This window comes from Variovorax sp. TLI9-5A, assembly GCF_056867935.1.
The window spans coordinates 3192606-3215468 of sequence record NZ_CP200310.1 but is presented as its reverse complement, the minus strand read 5'-3'; the positions used below and the strand labels follow the sequence as shown (position 1 = coordinate 3215468).

Sequence of the window (22863 nt, the reverse complement as noted above, 5' to 3'; positions counted from 1 at the left end):
ACCGCGCCGGAAGAAATCAGTCGTAAACGATCAGCGCCTTGCCCGCCTCGGCCTGCGCGGTCCAGCTGGCCAATGCCGCGTCGGTCGGGAAGAACTTGGCGCGCTCGCCCAGCTGCAGCTCGACCTGCGCGCCGCCGCGCGCCATCGACAAGCGCACCGGCAGCCCCTGGATCAGGTCACCCACCTCGGTCTGCTCGGTGCGCGGGGAAAGTCTTTCAGCAGGCGCGCGATGTCGGGCGCCTTGCCGTTGACCGCCACGCGCAGGAACTTGCCGAAGCGGCAGCGCGCCGAGGCAAGGTCCCACACCTGCTGCACCTGGAAGCGCGCCTCGAAGCCGCCGCGCGCGGGCTGCAGCCGGCCGCTGACGATGACCAGCTCGTCGTCCTTCAACGTGTTGCGGTTGGCGTTGATGGTCGCCTCGTCGGCCGTGGCCTCGATAGAGTCCGACTTGTCGTCCAGCTTGAAGATCGCCAGCCGGCCGCGCTGGCCGTTGATGACGCGGAAGTCGCTCACGATGCCGGCGATGACCTGCTGGTCGCGGCTGTCGAGCAGGTCGGTGATCTCGCGCTTGCAGAAGCGCCGCACCTCGTGCGAGACCTCATCGAACAGATGGCCCGAGAGGTAGAAGCCGATGGCGGTCTTTTCGAGCGTCAGGCGCTCCTTCACGCCCCAGGGCGTGGCGTCGACGAGGTCGGGCTCGGCGGTGGCGGAGCCGTGCTCGCAGTCGCCGAAGATGTCGACCTGCGAAGCGTTGGCCGCCGTGGCGTTGGCGAATTCGAAGGCGCGGTCCAGCGAGGCGACCAGCGCCGCGCGGTTCTGCTGGATGGCGTCGAAGGCGCCGGCCTTGATGAGCGCTTCCACGGTGCGCTTGTTGATGCGCTGGCGGTCGATGCGCACGCAGAAGTCGTACAGGCTCTTGAAGGGCCCGCCCTCCTCGCGCGCGCGCACCACGGCCTCGACCGCGAGCTGGCCGGTGCCCTTCACGGCGCCCAGCCCGTAGCGGATCACCTTGTTGGTGACCGGCTCGAAGCGGTAGTTGCCGCGGTTCACGTCCGGCGGCTCGAAGGTGATGCCGAAGTTCTTCTGGGCGTCCTCGAACAGCAGCTTGAGCTTGTCCGTGTCGTCCATTTCAACGGTCATGTTGGCGCAGAAGAACTCGGCCGTGTAATGAACCTTGAGCCAGCCCGTGTGATACGCCAGCAGCGAGTAGGCGGCGGCGTGCGACTTGTTGAAGCCGTAGCCCGCGAACTTCTCCATCAAGTCGAAGATTTCGTCGGCCTTGTCCTGCTCGATGCCGTGGGTGGCAAGGGCACCGGCGCGGAATTTCTCGCGGTGCTCGGCCATTTCCTCTAGCTTCTTCTTGCCCATCGCGCGGCGCAGCAAGTCGGCGCCGCCGAGCGAGTAGCCGCCCAGGATCTGCGCGGTCTGCATCACCTGCTCCTGGTAGACCATGATCCCGTAGGTCTCGGAGAGCATCTCGGCCACGGCCGGGTGCGGGTACTCCACGTCCTCGCGGCCGTGCTTGCGCGCCACGAAGCTGGGAATCAGGTCCATCGGGCCCGGTCGGTACAGCGCGTTCAGCGCGATCAGGTCTTCCAGGCGCGTCGGGCGCGCGTCCTTCAGCATGCCCTGCATGCCGCGGGATTCGAACTGGAACACGGCTTCGGTCTTGCCGTCGGAGAAGAGCCTGTAGGTGGCCGCGTCGTTCAGCGGGATGTTCTCGAACGCGAAGTTCTCCTGGCCCTTGTGGCGCTTCATGATGAACTCGCGCGCGATCTCCAGGATCGTGAGCGTCGCCAGGCCCAGGAAGTCGAACTTCACGAGGCCGATGGCCTCCACGTCGTCCTTGTCGTACTGGCTCACGGCCGATTCGCTGCCGGGCTGCTGGTAGAGCGGGCAGAAGTCGGTGAGCTTGCCCGGCGCGATGAGCACGCCGCCGGCGTGCATGCCGATGTTGCGGGTCATGCCTTCGAGCTTCTGCGCGAGCTCGACCAGCATGCGGACTTCTTCTTCCTTCTCGATGCGCTCCGCCAGTTGCGGCTCCATCTCGATGGCGTAGTTGTTCTTGTCGCCCTCGATCTTCTTCTCGGGCGGGTACTGCAGCGTGACCGACATGCCGGGCTTGTTCGGAATCAGCTTGCTGATGCCGTCGCAGAACATGTAGCTCATGTCCAGCACGCGGCCCACGTCGCGGATGGCCGCGCGCGCGGCCATGGTGCCGAAGGTGGCGATCTGGCTCACGGCGTTGCGGCCGTACTTGTCCTTCACGTAGTCGATCACGCGGTCGCGGTTGCCCTGGCAGAAGTCGATGTCGAAGTCGGGCATCGAGACGCGCTCGGGGTTCAGGAAGCGTTCGAACAGCAGCTTGTATTCGAGCGGGTCGAGGTCGGTGATCTTCAGCGCATAGGCCACCAGCGAGCCGGCACCCGAGCCCCGGCCCGGGCCCACCGGGCAGCCGTTGTTCTTGGCCCACTGGATGAAGTCGCCCACGATCAGGAAATAGCCCGGGAACCCCATCTTCAGGATGGTGTTGATCTCGAACTCCAGCCGCTCCACGTAGCGCGGGCGCTCGGCGTCGCGCCTGGCTTCGTCGGGGTAGAGGTGCTTCAGGCGCAACTCGAGGCCGTCGAACGACTCCTGGCGGAAGAAATCGTCGATGGGCATGCGCACGCCCTCGGCGATGAAGGGCGTCGGAAAGTCCGGCAGCTGCGGCTTGCCCAGCACCAGCGTGAGGTTGCAGCGCTTGGCGATCTCGACCGTGTTGGCCAGCGCGCTGGGCACGTCGGCGAAAAGCGCCTGCATCTCCGCGCTCGACTTGAAATACTGCTCCTCGGTGAAGCGGCGCACCCGGCGCGGGTTGCCGAGGATTTCGCCTTCGGAGATGCACACGCGCGCCTCGTGCGCCTCGTAGTCCTCGCGGGCGGCGAACTGCACGGGGTGCGTGGCAACCACCGGCAGGTGCAGCCGGGCCGCCAGCTGCACGGCGGCGATCACGTGCGGCTCGTCCTCGGGACGGCCCGCGCGCTGCAGCTCGATGTAGAAACGGTGCGGGAAGATGCCCGCCAGCTGCAAGGCCAGCTCGGCCGCGCGCTCGCCCTGCCCCTGCAGCAGCGGCTGCCCCAGCGGCCCGGCCTGCGCGCCCGACAGCGCGATCAGCCCGCCCGAAAGCTCCTGCAGCCATTCCAGCTTGCAGGCCGCCTGCGACTGGCCCCGGCCCACGTTCTGCGTCCACGCCCGCGCGAGCAGCTCCGACAGGTTGAGATACCCCTCCATGTTCTGCACCAGCAAAACGATGCGGGTCAGCGCGCCGGGCTCCTTGCCCAGCCCGTCCACGAAGGCTTCGGCGCCGATGATGGGCTTGACGCCCTTGCCCCGGCCCTGTTTGTAGAACTTGACGGCCCCGAACAGGTTGTTCAGGTCGGTGATGGCCAGCGCGGGCTGCTTGTCGGCAGCGGCGGCCTTGACGACATCGTCGATTCGGTTGGTGCCGTCGACGACGGAAAACTCGGTGTGCAGGCGCAGGTGAACAAACATGCCTTCATTGTAGGAAGCAGGCCCTCCACGATGTGGGTTGGCAATCCCTGAAATCGCTCCCGGCCCGCCCGGCCGCCGGGCAGAGGCCCCCAGTCAGGGAAGCCGGGCCCGGCGGCACCTAAAATCCCGCCCCGTGCAAGAGATTTTGAATATCGCGGCCTACAAGTTCGTGGCCATCGACGACAGCCCCGCGCTGCGTGAAGACCTGCGTGCCCGCACCCAGGCCCTGGGGCTCATGGGCACCATCCTGCTGGCGCCCGAAGGTATCAACATGTTCCTGGCCGGAACGTCAGATGGTGTGCGGGCTTTCCTGGCCCACCTGCGCGCCGACGCCCGGTTCGCCGACCTCGAGGTCAAGGAAAGCTGGTCGGCCACGCAGCCTTTCCGGCGCATGCTGGTGAAGCTCAAGCGCGAGATCATCCGCATGGACCACCCCGCCATCCAGCCCGAAGCAGGCCGGGCGCCCGGCGTGGACGCCGCCACGCTCAAGCGCTGGCTCGACCAGGGCCATGACGACCAGGGCCGGGAAATCGCCCTGCTGGACACCCGAAACGCCTTCGAGGTCGACTACGGCAGCTTCGAGGGCGCCATCGACTGGCGCATCGGCAAGTTCACCGAGTTCCCGCCCGCCCTGCGCGCGCACCGCGACGAGTTCAAGGGCAAGACGGTGGTGAGCTTCTGCACCGGCGGCATCCGCTGCGAGAAGGCGGCGATCCTGATGCACGAGGAAGGCGTGGAGAACGTGCTGCAGCTAGAAGGCGGCATCCTCAAGTACTTCGAGGAGGTCGGCGGCGCGCACTACAAGGGCGACTGCTTCGTCTTCGACGGCCGCGAGGCCCTGGCGCCCGACCTGAGTGCGCGCTCGGCGCGCGCCAGCGCCCGCGCCTCGGAAGACCCCGACCTCGCCATCAAGCAGTAACGGCAACAACGACGACAACGAGACGCGGCAGGCCCCATGCGCATCCTCCTGGTGGAAGACGAACTGGACATGGCCTCGTGGCTGGTCCGCGCGCTCACCCAAAGCGGCTTCGTGCCCGACCACGCGCCCGACGCGCGCACCGCCGAAGCCTTCATGGCCGGCACCGAATACGACGCCGTGGTGCTCGACCTGCGCCTGCCCGACAAGCACGGCCTGAGCGTGCTGGCCGACATGCGCGCCGCCGACGACCGCACGCCGGTGCTGATCCTCACCGCGCAAGGTGCGCTGCAGGACCGGGTGCGCGGCCTGAACCTTGGCGCCGACGATTTCCTCACCAAGCCCTTCGAGCTGGAAGAGCTGGAGGCGCGGCTGTCGGCGCTGGTGCGGCGCAGCCGCGGCAAGCAGCATCCGCGCCTGCAGTGCGCCTCGCTCTCCTACGACAGCCAGAGCCGCGCCTTCACACTGCGCGGCACGCTGCTGTCGCTCACGCCGCGCGAGCAGGCCGCGCTCACCGCCCTGCTGCTGCGCAGCGGCTCGCCGGTGGGCAAGTCGCAACTCTTCGCCAAGGTGTTCACCAACGACAGCACCGCCGGCCCCGACGCCATCGAGGTGGTGCTGCACCGGCTGCGGCGCAAGCTGGCCGACAGCGACGTGCGCATCGTCACCGTGCGCGGCCTGGGCTACATGCTGGAGAGCATTGCCGATGGTTCCTCAGCCCCAGCCCACAGCGAACTCCGCGGCGACGGCGGCTGAACAGCAGCAACAGCAGCTGTCACCGCGGCCGCAGCGCTTCGGCATCCGCGCGCGCCTGCTCGCGCTGCTGCTGCCGGGCCTCGTCGTGCTGCTGGCGCTGGACAGCTGGAGCGACTACCGCGCGCTGACCGACTCCCTCGTGGTCGCCTACGACCAGAGCCTGCTGGAGCCCGTGCAGGCGCTGGCCAACGGCATCGTCGTGGCCAGCGACGGCAGCGTGCGCGTGCAGGAGCCCTTCTCGATCCAGGCGATGTTCGAGTCGACGCGGCTGCGCTACAAGTACCTGCACGTCGGCGTGCAGCGCATTCCCAAGGGCGGGACGCTGGACGTGAATTCGCCCGAGGCCACGCTCATGGGCGTGCCCGGCCTGCCCCGCCCCGCGCACCGCCCGCCCGACGGCACGCCGGTGTTCTACGACGCGGTCTACCAGCAGCACCCGGTGCGCGTGGCCGCGCTGCGCCAGACGGTGTACGACAACGTTCATCCCGGCGAGGCCTACAGCGTGCTCATCCAGGCGGCCGAGGGCACCGGCCCGCGCACCGAGGCGCAGGCCGAGACGCTGCGCCAGGAGTTCCTGCGCGACACGCGCATGGTGGTGGTGATGGCGCTGCTGGTGTGGCTGGGCGTGGCCTGGACGCTGCGCCCGCTGGAGCGCCTGCGCCGCTCGCTGCGCGAGCGTCCGCGCGACGACCTCACGCCGCTCGACGCCAGCGGCGTGCCGCACGAAGTGGCGCCGCTGGTCGATGCGGTCAACCACCACATCGCGGGCCACCGGCGCATGGTGGCGGAGCAGTCGCAGTTCCTGGCCGATGCCTCGCACCAGCTGCGCACGCCGCTGAGCATCCTGTCGATCCAGGCCGGCTACGCGGTGCGCGAGACCGATCCGGCGCGCATGCGCGAATCGCTGCAGGCCATCGTCGCGCAGCTCGCGCGCACCCGCCGCCTGAGCGAGCAGCTGCTGGCGCTGGCCCACGCCACCGCGGGCGACGAGGCCGCACCGGCCGGAGCCGCAGTGGCCGACCTCAACGCCATCGCGCGCGGCGTGGTGCTGCAGTACCTGCCGCTGGCGCGCGAGAACGACCAGGACCTGGGCTGGGTCGATGCGCGCGGCGACATGGGCACGGACGATGCGAACGGCACCGACGAATCGAGCGATGACGAAGACGACACGCCCGTGCTGCCCGTCGCAGCCAATGCTGCGGAGCTGCACGAGGTGCTCGCCAACCTCGTGCACAACGCCATCAAGTACACGCCGCGCGGCGGCAACATCACCGTGACCGTTCGGCGCGATGCCACGCACGCATTGGCCGAGGTGTGCGACAGCGGACCGGGCATCGCGCCCGAACGGCGCGAGAGCGTGTTCGAGCGCTTCCATCGCGACAGCGCCACGGGCACCGCAGCGGCACAAGGCGCGGGCCTCGGCCTCACCATCGCGCGCGGCTATGCACGGCGCAACGGCGGCGAGATCGAACTCTCGAATGCCGACACGCCCGAGCGCCCCAACGGCGGCGGATTGCGCGCGACGCTGAGGCTGCCGCTGCGCGCTTCGTGAGCCCCATCCGCACTCGTTTCTGCAAGGGTTTCACCGGATACGCCGGTACGTGATTACACGTATTTTGCGGCCCGCAAGGCTGCCGGAGCCCCTGCCGAAAGGGGATTGAAAGTCTCGATTCCTAGACTGCGCTCCTTCCAGACCAAGGAGACTTATGCAGCACCAGCTCGGTGAAGATCCGGCCTCGCACGCGCCCCGGCCCGCTTCGAAATTCAAGAAAGACTACTACGGCGGCGCGCTGCTGATCGTCGTCGGCCTGGCCGCCGTGTATGCCGGCGTCGGCTACCGCGTCGGCGAGCTGGCGCACATGGGCCCGGGCTTCTTCCCCGTCGCGCTCGGCGCGCTGCTGGCGCTCACGGGGCTGCTCATCGCGGTCTCCGCGCGCGGCGACAAATCGGCCGAAGGCGCGGGCGAGGAAGCGGCCTCGCACGGCCACCCCGGCGGCATGCCCGACCTGCGCGGCGGCATCTGCATCATCCTCGGCATCCTCGCCTTCCTGCTCTTCGGCGAATACGGCGGCCTGCTGCCTGCGACTTTCGCGATCGTGTTCATCTCGGCGCTCGGTGACCGCGACAACACGCTGACCGAGGTGCTGCTGCTGTCGCTCGCGATGTGCTTCATCGCGGTGGTGGTCTTCTGGTGGGCGCTGAAGCTGCAGCTGCCCCTGTTCCAGTGGGGAGGCTGAAGCCATGATCGGTCAATCGCTCCACGACCTCTGGTTCGGCTTCGGCGTCGCCTTCCAGGGCTCGAACCTGCTGTGGTCCTTCTTCGGCGTGCTGGTGGGCAACCTGATCGGCGTGCTGCCAGGCATGGGCGCGCTGCAGGCCATCTCGATCCTGCTGCCGCTCACCTACGTGATGCACCCGGTGCCCGCCATCCTGATGCTGGCCGGCATCTTCTACGGCTCGCAGTACGGCGGCGCCATCGGCGCCATCCTGATGAACATGCCCTCGCACCCGCCGCATGCGGTGACCTGTCTGGACGGGTACCCCATGACCAAGCAGGGCAAGGGAGGCGTGGCGCTCGGGGTGACGATGATCGCCTCGTTCTTCGCGGCCTCCGTCGGCATCATCGTGATGATCTTCGCCTCGCCGCTGCTGGTGCAGATCGCCTTCAAGTTCGGCCCGACCGAGATCTTCTCGATCATGCTGCTGGGCCTGCTGGCCGGCTCCACCATGTCGCGCGGCTCGCCGCTCAAGGGCGTGGCCATGACGCTGTTCGGCCTGCTGTGCGGCGTGGTCGGCACCGACGTGAACAGCGGCAGCTTCCGCTTCGCCTTCGGACTGCCCGAGCTGAGCGACGGCCTGGAGCTGGTGGCGATCTCGATGGGCCTGTTCGGCGTGGCCGACTTCCTGCTCAACGTGAACCGCATGAAGGCCATCGGCGACACCGGCACGCTCAAGCTCAGCGACATGCGCCCGAGCCGGGAAGAGCTCAAGCGCGCCTTCCCCGCGATGATCCGCGGCACGCTGGTGGGCACGGTATTCGGCGCGATGCCCGGCACGGGCCCGACCATCACCACCTTCATCGCCTACGCGCTGGAGCGCAAGGTGTCGAAGACGCCGAACAGATTCGGCACCGGCATGATCGAAGGCGTGGCCGGCCCCGAGGCCTCGGCCCACTCGAAGACGCAGGTCGACTTCATCCCGACGATGAGCCTGGGCATTCCGGGCGACGCGGTGATGGCGCTGATCCTCGGCGCGCTGCTGATCCAGGGCATCCAGCCCGGGCCGCAGCTCATCACCGAGCATCCGGACATCTTCTGGGGCCTGATCGCCTCCTTCTGGATCGGCAACGTGATCCTCGTGATCCTGAACGTGCCGATGATCGGCGTGTGGGTGAAGCTGCTGAAGGTGCCCTACAAGTACCTGTTCCCAGCCGCGATGTTCTTCATCGCGACGGGTGTGTACAGCACGCAGAACAGCCTCTTCCAGATCTGGGAAGTGCTGGTGTTCGGCATCGTCGGCGCCGTGCTGATGACGCTGGAGTTCTCGGTCGCGCCGATCCTGCTGGGCTTCGTGCTCGGGCCGATGGTGGAAGAGAACTTCCGCCGCGCCCTGCTGCTGTCGCGCGGCGACATGTCGGTGTTCGTGACGCGGCCGATCAGCGCAACCTTCATCGGCCTGTGCGCGCTGCTGCTGCTGGGCGTGAGCTACTCCGCATGGCGCGGCCGCGCAGGGCGCAAGGGGATGGTCGAGCTGCCGAAGGCACCGCCGGGTGCATCGCCATCCGAGACCGTGGCAATCGGCAACGAGTAAAGAAAAGGGCCCAACGCATCGGGCCCTTTTTCCATTTGCCCGGGTTTCGGCTTCAGACGGGGGTCGTGCCCGTGTCGGGCTCGCGCACGCCGAAGGGCTTGCCCGGCAGCGGGATGAACTCGGTTTCGCCGGGCACATGGCCCATGCGCTGGGCCGCCCAGTCGGCGCCGGCTTCGAGGATGCGCTCGCGCCGGCTCGAGACGAAGTTCCAGGTGATGTAGCGCGGGCCGTCCAGCGGCTCGCCGCCGATCACCACCAGGCGCACGGCGGCATCGGCCGTGAGCACGCCGCCCTGCCCGTTCGGCAGCACGGCCATGGTGTGGACCGCGACCGGCTCGCCGTTCACCGCCAGATCGGCATCGACCGCGTACACGGCCAGCTCGGGCGCCAGCGCGGGCAGCTCGAAGCGTCCGCCCGCGGGCAGCGCGATGTCGAGGTACACGGTCTGCGAATGCGTCTTCACCGGCGAGCGCGCGCCGAAGGCCTCGCCCACCAGCACGCGCACTGCCGCGCCCTGCTCCACCAGTTCGGGAATCGCGTCGGCCGGCGTGTGCTCGAAGCTGGGCTCGATTTCTTCATGCGCCTGCGGCAGCGCGGCCCACAGCTGCAGGCCGTGGTTCACGTAGGTGTCGGCCTTCAGGCGCTCGGGCTTGCGCTCGGAATGCACGATGCCGCGCCCGGCGGTCATCCAGTTGATGGCGCCCGGCAGGATCTCCTGCACGCTGCCCAGGCTGTCGCGATGCATCATCGCGCCCTTGAAGAGGTAGGTGACGGTGGAGAGCCCGATGTGCGGATGCGGCCGCACGTCGTGCTCGCTGCCCGGCTGCTCGGTGGCCGGGCCGAAATGGTCGAAGAACACGAAGGGACCGACCGAGCGCTGCTGCGCCGCGGGCAGCAGGCGCCTGACCTGGAAGCCGCCTCCGAGGTCCTTGTCGTGCGGCTTGAGCAGTCGGGTTTCGGGGGCGGTGTCGGTCATCGTGGGTTCTCCTGGGGGCCTGTTACTTGCGCGATCTTGCCACCGTGCCAATGCGCTCGCCGAAAGCGCGAGCCGTGTCGAAGTCGCCTTTCAGCATTTCAGCCGGGCTGGCGTCCGATGGCGATTGCGTCAGCAGGCCGCCATAGCCGCCCACGTAGTTCAGCGCGTCGCGCGTGGCGGCCTTGCTGTTGCTCGGCAGGATGCCCATGCTGACCCAGATGCCGCTGTGCTGCATCGCCAGTGTCCACAGGTAGGTCATGGTCGTGACCTTGTCGCCGTTCATGGTGGCGCTGTTGGTGAAGCCGGCGAAGAGCTTGTCCTTCCAGCCCTGCGTGAACCAGACCTTCGACGAGGCGTCGGCGAACTTCTTGAACTGCCAGCTCACGCCGCCCATGTAGGTCGGCGAGCCGAAGATGATCGCGTCGGCCGCGGCCAGCAGCTCCCAGCCGCCCTCGGGCAGGTTGCCGTCCGCGTCGATGGCCAGCAGCTGCGCGCCCGCGCCGTCGGCCACGGCCTGCGCCACGCGCTGTGTGTGGCCGTAGCCGGAATGGAAGACGACGACGATGTTTGCCATGAGATGGTGCTCCTATCGGTGATGGTGATGCCGCGATCAGCGCTTGTCGATGCTGAAGCGGCCGGGGCCGAAGGCGGCCAGGGCGAGCAGGCCGCCGGCGATCGCGATGTTCTTGTTGAAGTTGATCTGCTGCATCATTTTCATGGCCTCGGGTGCCGACCAGTACTTGTGGAAGAACAGCGCGGTCGCCACGGTGAAGATCGCCATCACGATCGCGGTCCAGCGGGTCTTGAAGCCCAGCAGCAGCGCGATGCCAAGGCCCAGCTCCACGATGATCGCGATCGCCGCTGCAACCTCGGGCAGCGGCAGGCCGGCGGAGGTGATGTAGCCGACGGTGCCGCCGAAGCCCATCAGCTTGCCGATGCCGGCGGGAATGAACAGGTAGGCAATGAGGATGCGGCCGACAAGGGCCAGGGTGTCCTGTGCGGGGTTGGGTGCGGTGTTTGCGGTTGCCATGGTTGAAAACTCCTCGGTTGTTGGTTGGATTGGAAAAAAGGGAAAAGGGAAAAGGAAAGAAAAAAGCCGGGCGGCCACCGCCCGGCAAGGGGGAAAAATCAGGCGGCCAGGTCGAACACCAGCACTTCAGCGTCCTTGCCCGCGCCCAGCGTCACCTGCGACTCGCCTTCCAGCATCGCGGCGTCTCCGCCCGAGAGCTTCTGGCCGTTCACTTCGAGCTCGCCGCGCACCAGGTGCACGTAGCTCTTGCGCTTCGGGTCCAGCGAGATGCTGGCCTTTTCGTCGCCATCGAAGAGGCCGGCGTACAGGCTCGCGTCGGCATTCACCTTCACCGAGCCATCGCTGCCTTCGGGCGAGGCCACCAGGCGCAGCTGGCCGCGCTTCTCGGCGTCGCTGAACTTCTTCTGCTCGTAGCCGGGCTCGACGCCGCGCTCCTTCGGCAGGATCCAGATCTGCAGGAAGTGCGTGGTCTGGTCGGCCTTGTGGTTGAACTCGCTGTGCATCACGCCGCGGCCCGCGCTCATGCGCTGCACGTCGCCGGGCGGAATGCTTTCCACGTTGCCCATGCTGTCCTTGTGCGCCAGCTCGCCCGAGAGCACGTAGCTGATGATCTCCATGTCCTTGTGGCCGTGGGTGCCGAAGCCGGCGCCCGCCGCCACGCGGTCTTCGTTGATCACACGCAGGTTGCCGAAGCCCATGTGGGCCGGGTCGTAGTAGTTGGCAAAGGAAAAGCTGTGGAACGAGCGCAGCCAGCCGTGATCGGCGTAACCGCGTTCCTGGGATTTACGGACTTGCAACATCGTCGGACTCCTTCTGCCCTGCCCCGTCGGGGTGCTCGGGCTTCTTTCGTATGCCGCGCCGGATGCGCAGCGGATGTGAAGAATTTTGGGCCGCCGCCCCCTTCGGAAAGGCGTCGTGGTTTGATGGCACCATTCAAATATTTTGATCAATGGAGCCGCCATGCCCAGCCCCAGAGACGTGCTGACCCCCGACTCCCTCGCCATGCTCCAGACCGTGGCCGCAACAGGCAGCTTTGCCGCCGCCGCCCGGGCGCTGAACCTGGTGCCCAGCGCGCTGAGCTACCGGGTGCGCCAGATCGAGGACGCGCTCGACGTGCTGCTGTTCGACCGCAGCGCCCGCCAGGCCCGCCTGACCGAAGCCGGCGCCGAGCTGCTGCGCGAGGCCGAGCGGCTGCTCGGCGAGATCGACGCGGTGGCCAATCGCGTCAAGCGCGTGGCCACCGGCTGGGAGCCGATGCTGACCATCGCGGTCGACAGCGTGATCGCGCGCGACCCGCTGCTCGACCTGGCCACCGCCTTCTTCGCGCTGGAGCCGCCCACGCGGCTGAAGCTGCGCGACGAGACGCTGATGGGCACCATCGAGGCGCTGACCACCGGCGAGGCCGACCTCGCCATCGGCGCGGTGCTCGACGCCGCGAGCCTGGCCTTCACCACCACCGGCATCCGCAGCCGGCCGATCGGCGAGCTGAGCTTCGTCTACGCGGTGGCGCCGCACCACCCGCTGGCGCGCGCCACTCAGCCGCTGAGCGACGCGGTGATGCGGCAGCACCGCGCGGTGGCGGCGGCCGACTCGGCTCGCCAGGCGCCGGGCCTCACGGTGCACCTCGTCGGCGGACAGGACGTGCTCACCGTGCCGAGCATGCAGGCCAAGATCGCGGCGCAGCTGCACGGGCTGGGCGGCGGCTTCCTGCCCGAGCCGATGGCGCGGCCGTACATCGAGGCCGGGCACCTGGTCGAATTGAAGACGGAGCGCAAGCCGCCGCTGGGGTCGCTGCACTGTGCGTGGCGGGTGCGCAGCGCCGGCAAGCCTGGGCGCGCGCTCGAATGGTGGCTGGCGCAGTTCGAGCACGAGGGCACGCGCCGGGCGCTGCTCGAACGGCACCGGGGCCGATGAAAGAGCTGATGAAAGAGCAGATGAGTATTGCCGAGGATCGCGCCGCGCCGCTAAGGGTGTGCCCTCAGGCGGAGCGGCTGCCGGACCGATGTAGAGTGCAGACACATCCCTCCGCATTCCATCCAGAAGAAAAGAGCCGTTCATGAGCACTCGCGCAACTGCAAAGAAGCCGGCCAAGGCCGCCGCCGACCGTCACCGAACCCCAGCCGGCCCAGGCCAGCCGCGCGTTCCTCGTCACTTCGCCGTTGTCGGCGCCGGCATTGCCGGGGTGGCCTGTGCGCGAACGCTGGTGCAGGCCGGCCACAAGGTCACGCTGTTCGAGCGCGGCGACGCCCCCGGCGGGCGCATGGCGAGCGTGGACACCGCCTTCGGCCGCTTCGACAGCGGCGCCCAATACTTCACCGTGCGCGACGCGCGCTTTGCCCTGGCGCTGGAGAACGCCCCCGGCGTCTGCAAGCGCTGGAGCGCGAACCTCGTGCGCGTGCTCGACGCGCACGGCCGCGTGGCCGAGGCCGCGCTGCCTTCCCTCGAGCCGCACTGGGTGGCTCAGCCCGGCATGGATTCGCTGGTGGCCCGCTGGGCAGCGCCACTGGGCGACAGCCTCGTCACCGGCGCGCGCGTCACGCAGATCGAGCCCGACGCGCTCGACGCGAAGCGCTGGCAGCTGCGCACCGCCGGTGCCGACGATTCGCATCATGTGTACTCGGGCTTCGACGCCGTGCTGCTGGCCGTGCCGCCGGCCGGCACCCGCGCGCTTCTGGGCGATGGCGGCAAGCTCTCGGCCACGCTGGCCCGCAAGATCGAACCCGTGACCATCGCACCCTGCTGGACGCTGATGATCGCCTACCCCCAGGCCAACCAGCCCGACATGTCGCACCTCGGCCCGCAGTGGAACGCGGCGCGCAGCACGCACCACCGCGTGGCCTGGCTGGCGCGCGAGTCATCCAAGCCCGGACGCGAGCCTGTGGAGCGCTGGACGCTGCAGGCCAGCGCGGCCTGGTCGCAGGAGCATCTGCGCGACGCGCCCTCGCGCGTGGAAGCAAAGCTGCTGCGCGCCTTCGCGGAAATCACCGGCATCCACGCCACGCCCGCGCACGCCCAGGCCATCTGCTGGAACGAAGCGCAGACGCAGGTGCCCGTGGGCACCACTCACCTGTGGGACTCCAAGGCCCGCATCGGTATCGCGGGCGACTGGTGCACCGGCCACCGCGTGGAAGACGCCTTCCTCTCCGGCCTGTCGCTCGCGCTCGACGTGCTCTGACCGGGAGATGCGAGAGACCGGCCGCTTCGCGCCCTCGCCCACCGGCCCGCTGCACGCGGGCTCGCTGGTGGCCGCGCTCGCGAGCTGGCTCGACGTGCGCGCACGCGGCCCGCAGGCGCGCTGGCTGGTGCGCATCGAGGACGCCGACACCGAGCGCTGCCTGCCCGGCATGGGCGAGCACATCCTCCAGCAGTTGGCCGAGTGCGCCTTGCTGCCCGACGAGCCGCCCGTGTGGCAGACCCGGCGCACCGACCGCTACGAGGCCGCGCTGGCCCGGCTCAAGGCGCGCGGCCTGGCCTACCCCTGTGGCTGCTCGCGCAAGGACATCAACGCGGCGCTCGCGCGGCTGGGCCAGCGGCATGAGCGCCATGGCGAGCGCGTGTACCCCGGCACCTGCCGCGACGGGCTGCACGGCAAGCCCGCGCGCGCCTGGCGCTTCGCCACCGAGAAGTTCGAAGCCGACCTTCCGCCCACGCCCGGCGTGCCCTGGGAGGAAAAGGAAGAAGACGGCCACGACGCAGGCACCGGCGGCGAGCTCTGCTTCACCGACCGCCGCCTCGGCCGCCAGTGCCAGAACGTGAGCCGAGAGGTCGGCGACTTCGTGCTGCGCCGCGCCGACGGCCCCTGGGCCTACCAGCTCGCGGTGGTGGTCGACGACGCCGAACAGGGCGTGACCGACGTGGTGCGCGGCGAGGACCTCACCGACAACACCGCGCGCCAGATCCTGCTGCAGCGCGCACTGGGCTTCGCCACGCCCAGCTACCTGCACACGCCGCTGGTGCGCGGCGCCGACGGCGACAAGCTCTCCAAGCAGAACGGCGCCACCTCCATCGATACCGGCTCCCCGGCGGCCGCGCTGGCGGCGCTCGATGCCGCGGCGCGGGTACTGGGCCTGAGCACCGCCACGGCCACGGACTGCCCGGCGGCGCTGGCCGGCTGGGTGCCCGAATGGCGCGCTCTCTACAATTCGCGCCCGTGATGAATCTTTCCGACACCGTGTCCAACGACCTCCCGCCCGACCATGACGAGGGCACCGACGACGGCGCCAAGCCCCATCCGCTGCACCGCCGCCTCAAGAGCTTCGTCAAGCGCGGCGGCCGTACCACCGAGGGCCAGGCGCGCGCCTTCTCCGAACTGGGGCCGCTGTACCTCGTGCCCTACAAGCCCGAGCCGGTCGACCTGACCGCCACCTTCGGCGGCCGTGCCGGCCCGACGGTGCTGGAAATCGGCTTCGGCATGGGCGAGGCCACCGCGCACATCGCGACGGTGCTGCCCGACACCAATTTCTTCTGCTGCGAGGTGCACGAGCCCGGCGTGGGCGCGCTGCTCAAGCGCATCGGCGAGCAGCAGCTGTCGAACATCCGCATCTGCGCGCATGACGCGGTCGACGTGCTCGACCACATGCTGCAGCCCGGCACGCTGGCCGGCGTGCACGTCTTCTTCCCGGACCCGTGGCACAAGAAGCGCCACAACAAGCGCCGGCTGATCCAGCCCGAATTCGTGACCAAGCTCGCGCAGCACCTGCGCCCCGGTGGCTACATCCACTGCGCAACCGACTGGCAGCCCTACGCCGAGCAGATGCTCGAGGTGCTCTCAGGCGAGCCGCTGCTGCGCAACACCGCCGAGGGCTACGCGCCCAAGCCCGACTACCGCCCGCTGACCAAGTTCGAGAATCGGGGCATCAAGCTGGGCCACGGGGTGTGGGACCTGGTGTTCGTGCGGACCGCCTGAGCTTGCCGGGTTGAGCCTGCCGGCCCGGCATGGCACGATCCCGCGGATGACCAGCAGCAACAAGACCGACGCGGAGCAACTGCACCTGCGCGACCTCGCCCGGCTTCGCCGCGTTCGCGACCGCATCGACCGCGAATATGCGCAGCCGCTGGACGTCGAGGCGCTCGCCTTCGGCGTGCACATGTCGGCGGGCCACCTCAGCCGCCAGTTCAAGCTCGCGTACGGCGAGGCGCCCTATTCCTACCTGATGACGCGGCGCATCGAGCGCGCGATGGCGCTGCTGCGCCGGGGCGACCTCAGCGTCACCGAGGTCTGCTTCGAGGTCGGCTGCTCGTCGCTGGGCACCTTCAGCACCCGCTTCACCGAACTGGTGGGCGTACCGCCCAGCACCTACAAGCGCGAGGCCGCGCAGCAGACCGGGGGCATGCCGTCCTGCGTGGAGAAGCAGGTCACGCGACCGATCAGGAATCGAGAAGCGCCGGCTGCCTAGCCGCATCTAGACTGGGCGCTCCTCGACAACAACCGACCGGAGCGACGACGATGAACATCAGCATCCACGCGAGTTTCCTGCCGCACAACGACCCCGAGGCGTCGCTCGCCTTCTACCGCGACCTGCTCGGCTTCGAGGTCCGCAATGACGTGGGATATGGCGGCATGCGCTGGATCACCGTCGGCCCCAGGGGCCAGCCCGCCGTCTCCATCGTGCTCGCGCCGCCAGCCGCCTATCCCGGCATCACCGACGAGGAGCGCCGCACCATCGCCGAGATGATGGCCAAGGGCACCTACGCCGCCATCCTGCTGGCCACGCCCGATCTCGAAGGCACCTTCGCGAAGCTGCAGGCCAGCGACACAGAGATCGTCCAGGAGCCGACCGACCAGCCATACGGCGTGCGCGACTGCGCGGTGCGCGACCCCGCGGGCAGCCTGATCCGCATCCAGCAGCAGGGCTGAGGCGCAGAGGCGAGCCGATGAGCACCAAGCCCGCGAAGAAAACGCCCCCCAAAACGACCGCGAAGGCGGCGCCGTCCACGCAGCACGCCGCCGACAGCCATGACATGATCCGCGTGCACGGCGCGCGCGAGAACAACCTGAAGGACATCAGCATCGAGATCCCGAAGCGCAGGCTGACGGTGTTCACCGGCGTCTCGGGCTCGGGCAAGAGCTCGCTGGTGTTCGGCACCATCGCAGCCGAGTCGCAGCGGCTCATCAACGAGACCTACAGCGCCTTCGTGCAGGGCTTCATGCCCACGCTGGCGCGGCCGGACGTCGACGTGCTCGACGGGCTGACCACCGCGATCATCGTCGACCAGCAGCGCCTGGGTGCCGACCCGCGCTCCACCGTGGGCACGGTCACCGACGCCAACGCGATGCTGCGCATTCTCTTCAGCCGCCTGGGCAAGCCGCACATCGGGCCGCCGGGTGCGTTCGCCTTCAACGTACCTTCGGTCAGCGCGGCCGGTGCGATCACCGTCGAGCGCGGCTCGAAGACGAAAACGGTGAAGGAAACCTTCAACCGCATCGGCGGCATGTGCCCGCGCTGCGAAGGCCGCGGCGCCGTCACCGACTTCGACCTCTCGCAGCTCTACGACGACGCCAGGTCGCTCAACGAAGGCGCGCTCACCATTCCCGGCTACAGCATGGAAGGCTGGTACGGCCGCATCTTCCGGGGCTGCGGTTTCTTCGACGCCGACAAGCCGATCCGCAAGTTCACCAAGAACGAGCTGCACGACCTGCTCTACAGGGAGCCGACCAAGATCAAGGTCGACGGCATCAACCTCACCTACGCGGGGCTGATCCCGACGATCCAGAAGTCCTTTCTCTCGAAGGACGTGGAGGCGATGCAGCCGCACGTGCGCACCTTCGTGGAGCGCGTGGTGACCTTCTCCACCTGCCCCGAATGCGACGGCACGCGGCTCGCCGCGCCCGCGCGCTCATCGAAGATCAAGGGCGTCAACATCGCCGACGCCTGCGCGATGCAGATCAGCGACCTCGCCGCGTGGGTGCGCGGCCTGAAGGAGCCCTCGGTGGCGCCGCTGCTCACGGCGCTGGCGGCCAGCCTCGATTCCTTCGTGGAGATTGGCCTTGGCTATCTCTCGCTCGACCGGCCCTCGGGCACGCTCTCGGGCGGCGAGGCGCAGCGCACGAAGATGATCCGCCACCTCGGCTCCTCGCTCACCGACGTGACCTACGTGTTCGACGAGCCCACCACCGGCCTGCACCCGCACGACATCCAGCGCATGAACGAGCTGCTGCTGCGGCTGCGCGACAAGGGCAACACGGTGCTGGTGGTGGAGCACAAGCCGGAGGTCATCGCCATTGCCGACCACGTCGTCGACCTCGGCCCGGGCGCGGGCTCGGCCGGCGGCAGCGTGTGCTTCGAAGGCAGCGTCGAGGGGCTGCGCGGCAGCGGCACGGTCACCGGCCGCCACCTGGACGACCGGGCCTCGCTCAGGAAGAAGGTGCGCAAGCCGACCGGCAAGCTGGAGATACGCGGCGCCAAGTCGCACAACCTGCGCGACGTGGACGTCGACATACCGCTCGGCGTGCTGGCCGTCATCACCGGCGTCGCGGGCTCCGGCAAGAGCTCGCTGGTGCACGGCTCGATCCCGGCCGGCGCGGGCGTGGTGAGCATCGACCAGGGCGCGATCCGCGGTTCGCGGCGCAGCAACCCGGCGACCTACACCGGATTGCTCGACCCCATTCGCAACGCCTTCGCGAAGGCCAACGGCGTGAAGCCGGCGCTCTTCAGCGCAAACTCCGAAGGCGCCTGCCCCACCTGCAACGGCGCGGGCGTGATCTACACCGACCTCGCAATGATGGCCGGCGTGGCCACCACCTGCGAGGAATGCGGTGGCAAGCGCTTCCAGGCCTCGGTGCTGGAATACCGCTTCGGCGGGCGTGACATCAGCGAGGTGCTGGCGATGCCGGTGGACGAAGCCTCGGCCTTCTTCGGCGAGGGCAAGGCGCGCACGCCGGCCGCGCACGCCATCCTGCAGCGGCTGGCCGACGTGGGGCTGGGCTACTTGCGGCTCGGGCAGCCGCTCACCACGCTCTCGGGCGGCGAGCGGCAGCGGCTCAAGCTGGCCACGCAGATGGCGGAGAAGGGCGACATCTACGTGCTCGACGAGCCCACCGCCGGCCTGCACCTGGCCGACGTGGCGCAGCTGCTGGGACTGCTCGACCGGCTCGTGGATTCGGGCAAGTCGGTCATCGTGGTCGAGCACCACCAGGCCGTGATGGCGCATGCCGACTGGCTCATCGACCTCGGCCCCGGCGCGGGGCACGACGGCGGCCGGGTCGTCTTCGAGGGCACGCCCGCCGATCTCGTCGCCAGGCGCGCCACGCTGACCGGCAAGCACCTCGCCAGCTACGTCAAGGGAGGCTGAGCCAAAACCCTCCTCCTCGTCAGCCCGCCTTCCACCCTGGCCCCGAAATTGCTACACTTTTTTACTAATGTGAAAGAAGGTGTCCGATGAACACATCACGCAGGGAATGGTTGAGCAAGGCAGGCGCGCTGGTGCTGGGAAGCGGCATCGGCATGGCCCACCCCGTCATGGCGCAGACCGCGCGGACTGCGGCAGCGGCCGGCGGAACGCGCGTCGTGCTGCTGGGGCAATCGGTGCCGCTGACCGGCGGAGCCTCCGAGATCGGCACCGCCTTCGCCGCCGGCAGCCGCCTCGCGGTCAGCGCCTTCAACGACCGCAACGCCGCCAGCGGCCTGCAGCTCAAGCTGCTGCAGCTCGATGACGGCTACGACGCAGCGCGTGCCGCCGCCAACGCACGCACCCTTCTCACCACCGACAAGGCCGACATGCTCTTCGGCTTCGTCGGCACGGCCAGCAGCGAGGCCGGCGCGAATGTCGCCACGCAGCAGGGCAGCCTGCTGTTCGCCCCCTTCGCGGCCTCCGACACGCTGCGCGGCGCCGAGCACCAGAACGTGTTCCATGTGCGCCCCGGCATGATCGACGAGGCCCTGAAGATCGTGAAGCAGTGCGCCACCGTGGGGCAGACGCGCGTGGCGCTGGTGGGCGACGACGACGCCATGGGCCGCGCCGGCCTCGCGGCCGTGGAGCAGGCGATCACCGAGCTCAGGCTCACGCCGCTGGTCGCGACCGCATTGGTGCCGGCCACGGGCGACAAGCTCGACGCGGCGCTGAAGGAAGTGCAGAAGCAGTCGCCCCAGGCCATCGTACTGGTGTCGCTCTCTGGCACCACGGCCAACGCCATCCGCAAGCTGCGCAAGAGCGGCTACGCGGGCAGCTTCATGGCCTTTTCCATCGTCGGCATCGACCCGCTCTACGCCACGCTCGGCAAGGACATCGGCGGCATCGTGATCTCGCAGGTGGTGCCCTCGCCCCGCCCCTCGGCCATTCCCATCGTCAAGGAATACCTCGCGGCCGTGGACAACTCCGACCAGAACCCGTCTTACGAGGGCCTCGAGGGCTTCATCGCGGCCAAGGCCGCCGGCGAGGCGGTGAAGCGCGCCGGCCGGGGGCTGAACACCGCGAGCCTCATGCGCGTGATGTCGGGCATGACGGACTACGACGTGGGGGGCTTTCGCATCAACCTGCGCCCGGGCCTGCGCGACAGCGTGCGCAACATCGACCTGATCAGCATCTCGGCCGACGGCCGGGTTCTGAGGTAGGCGGCCGCCTGCCCTCCTAGCCGGTGCTCACGAGCGCGCGCAGCGCGTCGAGCGAACGCAGTTCGATGCGCCCGTAGCCCAGCGAAAGCACACCTTCGGACGCCAGCGCATTGAGCTCCTTCGACAGCGTCTGGCGCGTCACGCCGAGCATCATCGCCAGCGCTTCCTGCGGCAGCTGCAGCTCGTGGCGCAGCAGCAGCGACTGCGTGGCGTCGCCTCGCGCCAGCACCAGCAGCCGGTGCGCCACGCGCGCACGCAGGCTGCGCAGCGTGGCGTCTTCGGCCAGGCCGTAGAGCATGCGAACGCGCGCGGCCAGCATCGCGGCGATGGCGTTGGAGAACACCACGTCGCGCATCAGCTGCACGAAGGCCGCGGGTGGCACCACCAGCAGGTCGAGCGCCCCCAGCGCGGTGGCGTCGTGGGTGCGCGGAGAGCCGTCGATCAGCGTGATCTCGCCGAACCAGTTGCCCGGCTCCAGCACCGCGAGGATGGCTTCGCGCCCGTCCTGGCGCAGCGAGGAAATCTTGATGGTGCCTGCCACCAGCCCGTAGAAGCCGCCGTCCGTGGCGTGGATCGGATCGCCCTGGCGGAACACCATCGCGCCGCGCCGCACGTGATGCAGCTCTGCCGCGCCCACCAGCGCATCGCGCTGTGCGCGCGGCATGCTCAGGAACCAGGGGTTGCCTTCCAGCGCGGTGCGGTGGGCTGCGGAAAGGCGCGGTTTCGGGGAAGCAGCCATGACTGGGGAATGACGGTGGGACGGGGGTTTACCAGAACCCCGCATTGTCAAATTCTTGACAGTTCATGGTCAAGCGCAGGCATACAGTGGCCAGCTCCCCACAAGAGACAAGAACGGAGACCCCGGCGATGAACGCACGCGCAAGTTTCAAGAGCATGCAGGAAAGCACGCGAGAAGACTGGCAGCTGATCGGTGGCGAATTCATGCAGTTCGCGGGCGGCCTGCCCGCACGCGTGATCAAGCACCTGCAGATCCTCGAAGGCGACTACGGCGGCTTCCCGGTCGACCGCTACACCCACTCGCTGCAGACCGCCACCCGCGCGCTGCGCGACGGCCGCGACGAGGAATACGTGGTGTGCGCCCTGCTGCACGACATCGGCGACACGCTCGGCAGCTTCAACCACCCCGACATCGCCGCCGCCATCCTCAAGCCCTTCGTGAGCGAGGCCAACCACTGGATGGTGCAGAACCACGGCATCTTCCAGGGTCACTACTTCTTCCACCACATCGGCCTGGACCGCGACATGCGCGACAACTTCAAGGGCCATCCGCACTACGAGCGCACGGCCGAGTTCTGCGCGCTCTACGACAACCCCGCCTTCGACCCCAAGGCCGAGACGCTGCCCATCAGCGAGTTCGAGCCGATGCTGCGCCGCGTGATGGCGCAGCCGAAGCAGAGCATCTACAAGGCCGCGCTGACCGAGCCCGCGGCCGCCTGAACCAGCTACACAGGACACCACCCCATGAACGCCTTCGCCCAACCCGAAATCCAGAAGCTCGTTTCCGCCGAGGAGTGGCAGCTTCGCGTCGACCTCGCCGCCTGCTACCGCCTCGTGGCGCTGCACGGCTGGAGCGACCTGGTCTTCACGCACATCAGCGCGCGCATTCCCGGCCCCGAGCACCACTTCCTGATCAACCCCTATGGCCTGATGTTCGACGAGATCACCGCGTCGAGCCTGGTGAAGGTCGACCAGCAGTGCAACAAGATCATCGACTCGCCCTACCCCGTGAACCCGGCGGGCTTCGTGATCCACAGCGCGGTGCATGCGGCGCGCGAAGACATCCAGTGCGTGCTGCACACCCACACCCGCGCCGGCATCGCCGTCAGCGCGCAGAAGAACGGCGTGCTGCCCATCAGCCAGCAGTCGACCTTCGTGCTGGCCTCGCTGGCCTATCACGACTACGAGGGCGTGGCCTTCCGCGACGACGAGAAGCCGCGCCTGCAGGCCGACATGGGCAGCGCCAACTTCCTCATGCTGCGCAACCACGGCCTGCTGACCTGCGGCAAGACCATTGCCGACGCCTTTCTTTCGATGTACACCTTCGAGGCCACCTGCCAGATCCAGATCGCGGCGCAGTCGGGCGGCGGCGAACTCACTCACGTGGACCCGCGCATCGTGGAAGGCGTGGGCCAGGCCATGAAGGTGCAGACCGGCGGCATGGGCGGGCAGTTCGTCTGGCCATCGCTCATCCGCAAGCTCGACCGCATCGACGACAGCTACAAGCAGTAAGAGCTTCGTCGCTCCCGGTTTCCACGGCTGCCAGCGCCTG

At 68.6% G+C, this 22863-nt stretch carries 20 protein-coding genes and 1 pseudogene; 15 read left to right on the top strand and 6 right to left on the bottom strand.

From position 1 onward, the window contains the following. Positions 1 to 16 precede the first annotated feature (16 nt). Positions 17 to 3534, bottom strand: a pseudogene (gene dnaE / locus AC1VNX_RS15220) (DNA polymerase III subunit alpha). Positions 3535 to 3667: 133 nt separating this feature from the next. On the opposite strand from dnaE, the gene AC1VNX_RS15215 reads away from it, so the two are divergent. The 5 genes from AC1VNX_RS15215 (at position 3668) to AC1VNX_RS15195 (ending at position 9016) form a co-directional block, all read left to right on the top strand. Then, positions 3668 to 4453, top strand: a complete 786-nt coding sequence (locus AC1VNX_RS15215; protein ID WP_483157446.1) for a sulfurtransferase — start codon at positions 3668 to 3670, stop codon at positions 4451 to 4453. A 36-nt stretch (positions 4454 to 4489) separates the two neighbouring features. Beyond that, positions 4490 to 5206 (top strand): response regulator, encoded by a 717-nt coding sequence (locus tag AC1VNX_RS15210; protein ID WP_483157445.1) that lies wholly within the window; start codon positions 4490 to 4492, stop codon positions 5204 to 5206. Beyond that, positions 5157 to 6758, top strand: coding sequence for a sensor histidine kinase (locus AC1VNX_RS15205; RefSeq protein ID WP_483157444.1), 1602 nt, complete (start codon positions 5157 to 5159; stop codon positions 6756 to 6758). The genes AC1VNX_RS15210 and AC1VNX_RS15205 overlap by 50 nt, the downstream gene beginning before the upstream one ends. A gap of 154 nt (positions 6759 to 6912) precedes the next feature. Continuing rightward, positions 6913 to 7443, top strand: coding sequence for a tripartite tricarboxylate transporter TctB family protein (locus AC1VNX_RS15200; RefSeq protein WP_483157443.1), 531 nt, complete (start codon positions 6913 to 6915; stop codon positions 7441 to 7443). A gap of 4 nt (positions 7444 to 7447) precedes the next feature. Then, a complete protein-coding gene (locus AC1VNX_RS15195) occupies positions 7448 to 9016 on the top strand; it encodes a tripartite tricarboxylate transporter permease (protein ID WP_483157442.1) in 1569 nt (522 codons plus the stop codon). Between the two features lie 52 nt (positions 9017 to 9068). On the opposite strand, the gene AC1VNX_RS15190 is transcribed toward AC1VNX_RS15195, so the two are convergent. From AC1VNX_RS15190 to AC1VNX_RS15175, 4 genes are all read right to left on the bottom strand, one after another. Beyond that, the gene (locus AC1VNX_RS15190; RefSeq protein ID WP_483157441.1) at positions 9069 to 9992 is read right to left on the bottom strand and encodes a pirin family protein; all 924 of its coding nucleotides are present in this window, start codon (positions 9990 to 9992) and stop codon (positions 9069 to 9071) included. 22 nt (positions 9993 to 10014) lie between these two features. Continuing rightward, positions 10015 to 10566: a flavodoxin family protein gene (locus AC1VNX_RS15185; protein WP_483157440.1), complete on the bottom strand. Its 552-nt coding sequence runs from the start codon at positions 10564 to 10566 to the stop codon at positions 10015 to 10017. A 36-nt stretch (positions 10567 to 10602) separates the two neighbouring features. After that, on the bottom strand, positions 10603 to 11022 hold the full coding sequence (locus AC1VNX_RS15180; RefSeq protein ID WP_483157439.1) for a DoxX family protein: 420 nt from the start codon (positions 11020 to 11022) through the stop codon (positions 10603 to 10605). A 98-nt stretch (positions 11023 to 11120) separates the two neighbouring features. Then, complete coding sequence (locus AC1VNX_RS15175; RefSeq protein ID WP_483157438.1) at positions 11121 to 11822, bottom strand: pirin family protein; 702 nt, start codon at positions 11820 to 11822, stop codon at positions 11121 to 11123. Between the two features lie 160 nt (positions 11823 to 11982). Between AC1VNX_RS15175 and AC1VNX_RS15170 the strand changes: the two genes are divergently transcribed. From AC1VNX_RS15170 to AC1VNX_RS15135, 8 genes are all read left to right on the top strand, one after another. Next, positions 11983 to 12936: a LysR substrate-binding domain-containing protein gene (locus AC1VNX_RS15170; protein WP_126023822.1), complete on the top strand. Its 954-nt coding sequence runs from the start codon at positions 11983 to 11985 to the stop codon at positions 12934 to 12936. Positions 12937 to 13078: 142 nt separating this feature from the next. Continuing rightward, a complete protein-coding gene (locus tag AC1VNX_RS15165) occupies positions 13079 to 14197 on the top strand; it encodes an NAD(P)/FAD-dependent oxidoreductase (RefSeq protein ID WP_483157437.1) in 1119 nt (372 codons plus the stop codon). A 7-nt stretch (positions 14198 to 14204) separates the two neighbouring features. Further along, on the top strand, positions 14205 to 15176 hold the full coding sequence (gluQRS, locus tag AC1VNX_RS15160; RefSeq protein WP_483157436.1) for a tRNA glutamyl-Q(34) synthetase GluQRS: 972 nt from the start codon (positions 14205 to 14207) through the stop codon (positions 15174 to 15176). Further along, positions 15176 to 15928 (top strand): tRNA (guanosine(46)-N7)-methyltransferase TrmB, encoded by a 753-nt coding sequence (trmB, locus tag AC1VNX_RS15155; protein ID WP_483157435.1) that lies wholly within the window; start codon positions 15176 to 15178, stop codon positions 15926 to 15928. Before gluQRS ends, trmB begins: the two co-directional genes overlap by 1 nt. 46 nt (positions 15929 to 15974) lie before the next feature. Next, complete coding sequence (locus AC1VNX_RS15150) at positions 15975 to 16418, top strand: helix-turn-helix transcriptional regulator (RefSeq protein WP_483157434.1); 444 nt, start codon at positions 15975 to 15977, stop codon at positions 16416 to 16418. A gap of 50 nt (positions 16419 to 16468) precedes the next feature. Next, positions 16469 to 16879: a VOC family protein gene (locus AC1VNX_RS15145; RefSeq protein ID WP_483157433.1), complete on the top strand. Its 411-nt coding sequence runs from the start codon at positions 16469 to 16471 to the stop codon at positions 16877 to 16879. A 17-nt stretch (positions 16880 to 16896) separates the two neighbouring features. Beyond that, the gene (locus AC1VNX_RS15140; protein ID WP_483157432.1) at positions 16897 to 19314 is read left to right on the top strand and encodes an ATP-binding cassette domain-containing protein; all 2418 of its coding nucleotides are present in this window, start codon (positions 16897 to 16899) and stop codon (positions 19312 to 19314) included. Positions 19315 to 19400: 86 nt separating this feature from the next. Then, positions 19401 to 20573 (top strand): ABC transporter substrate-binding protein, encoded by a 1173-nt coding sequence (locus tag AC1VNX_RS15135; RefSeq protein ID WP_483157431.1) that lies wholly within the window; start codon positions 19401 to 19403, stop codon positions 20571 to 20573. 16 nt (positions 20574 to 20589) lie between these two features. Here the strand turns inward: AC1VNX_RS15135 and AC1VNX_RS15130 are convergent, their stop codons facing one another. Beyond that, positions 20590 to 21312, bottom strand: coding sequence for a Crp/Fnr family transcriptional regulator (locus AC1VNX_RS15130; RefSeq protein ID WP_483157430.1), 723 nt, complete (start codon positions 21310 to 21312; stop codon positions 20590 to 20592). A gap of 128 nt (positions 21313 to 21440) precedes the next feature. Here AC1VNX_RS15130 and AC1VNX_RS15125 point away from each other — a divergent pair, with 128 nt between their 5' ends. Together AC1VNX_RS15125 and AC1VNX_RS15120 are read left to right on the top strand one after the other, a co-directional pair. Beyond that, the gene (locus tag AC1VNX_RS15125) at positions 21441 to 22031 is read left to right on the top strand and encodes an HD domain-containing protein (RefSeq protein ID WP_125952939.1); all 591 of its coding nucleotides are present in this window, start codon (positions 21441 to 21443) and stop codon (positions 22029 to 22031) included. 24 nt (positions 22032 to 22055) lie between these two features. Next, a complete protein-coding gene (locus AC1VNX_RS15120) occupies positions 22056 to 22823 on the top strand; it encodes a class II aldolase/adducin family protein (protein ID WP_483157429.1) in 768 nt (255 codons plus the stop codon). The last annotated feature ends 40 nt before the right edge of the window (positions 22824 to 22863 follow it).

Coding starts and splice junctions, on each gene's coding strand:
- AC1VNX_RS15205 (WP_483157444.1), top strand. CDS start 5,157: ATGGTTCCTCAGCCCCAGCCCACAGCGAACTCCGCGGCGACGGCGGCT.
- AC1VNX_RS15210 (WP_483157445.1), top strand. CDS start 4,490: ATGCGCATCCTCCTGGTGGAAGACGAACTGGACATGGCCTCGTGGCTG.
- AC1VNX_RS15120 (WP_483157429.1), top strand. CDS start 22,056: ATGAACGCCTTCGCCCAACCCGAAATCCAGAAGCTCGTTTCCGCCGAG.
- AC1VNX_RS15200 (WP_483157443.1), top strand. CDS start 6,913: ATGCAGCACCAGCTCGGTGAAGATCCGGCCTCGCACGCGCCCCGGCCC.
- AC1VNX_RS15150 (WP_483157434.1), top strand. CDS start 15,975: ATGACCAGCAGCAACAAGACCGACGCGGAGCAACTGCACCTGCGCGAC.
- AC1VNX_RS15135 (WP_483157431.1), top strand. CDS start 19,401: ATGAACACATCACGCAGGGAATGGTTGAGCAAGGCAGGCGCGCTGGTG.
- gluQRS (WP_483157436.1), top strand. CDS start 14,205: ATGCGAGAGACCGGCCGCTTCGCGCCCTCGCCCACCGGCCCGCTGCAC.
- AC1VNX_RS15195 (WP_483157442.1), top strand. CDS start 7,448: ATGATCGGTCAATCGCTCCACGACCTCTGGTTCGGCTTCGGCGTCGCC.
- trmB (WP_483157435.1), top strand. CDS start 15,176: ATGAATCTTTCCGACACCGTGTCCAACGACCTCCCGCCCGACCATGAC.
- AC1VNX_RS15180 (WP_483157439.1), bottom strand. CDS start 11,022: ATGGCAACCGCAAACACCGCACCCAACCCCGCACAGGACACCCTGGCC.
- AC1VNX_RS15140 (WP_483157432.1), top strand. CDS start 16,897: ATGAGCACCAAGCCCGCGAAGAAAACGCCCCCCAAAACGACCGCGAAG.
- AC1VNX_RS15125 (WP_125952939.1), top strand. CDS start 21,441: ATGAACGCACGCGCAAGTTTCAAGAGCATGCAGGAAAGCACGCGAGAA.
- AC1VNX_RS15170 (WP_126023822.1), top strand. CDS start 11,983: ATGCCCAGCCCCAGAGACGTGCTGACCCCCGACTCCCTCGCCATGCTC.
- AC1VNX_RS15175 (WP_483157438.1), bottom strand. CDS start 11,822: ATGTTGCAAGTCCGTAAATCCCAGGAACGCGGTTACGCCGATCACGGC.
- AC1VNX_RS15190 (WP_483157441.1), bottom strand. CDS start 9,992: ATGACCGACACCGCCCCCGAAACCCGACTGCTCAAGCCGCACGACAAG.
- AC1VNX_RS15185 (WP_483157440.1), bottom strand. CDS start 10,566: ATGGCAAACATCGTCGTCGTCTTCCATTCCGGCTACGGCCACACACAG.
- AC1VNX_RS15165 (WP_483157437.1), top strand. CDS start 13,079: ATGAGCACTCGCGCAACTGCAAAGAAGCCGGCCAAGGCCGCCGCCGAC.
- AC1VNX_RS15145 (WP_483157433.1), top strand. CDS start 16,469: ATGAACATCAGCATCCACGCGAGTTTCCTGCCGCACAACGACCCCGAG.
- AC1VNX_RS15130 (WP_483157430.1), bottom strand. CDS start 21,312: ATGGCTGCTTCCCCGAAACCGCGCCTTTCCGCAGCCCACCGCACCGCG.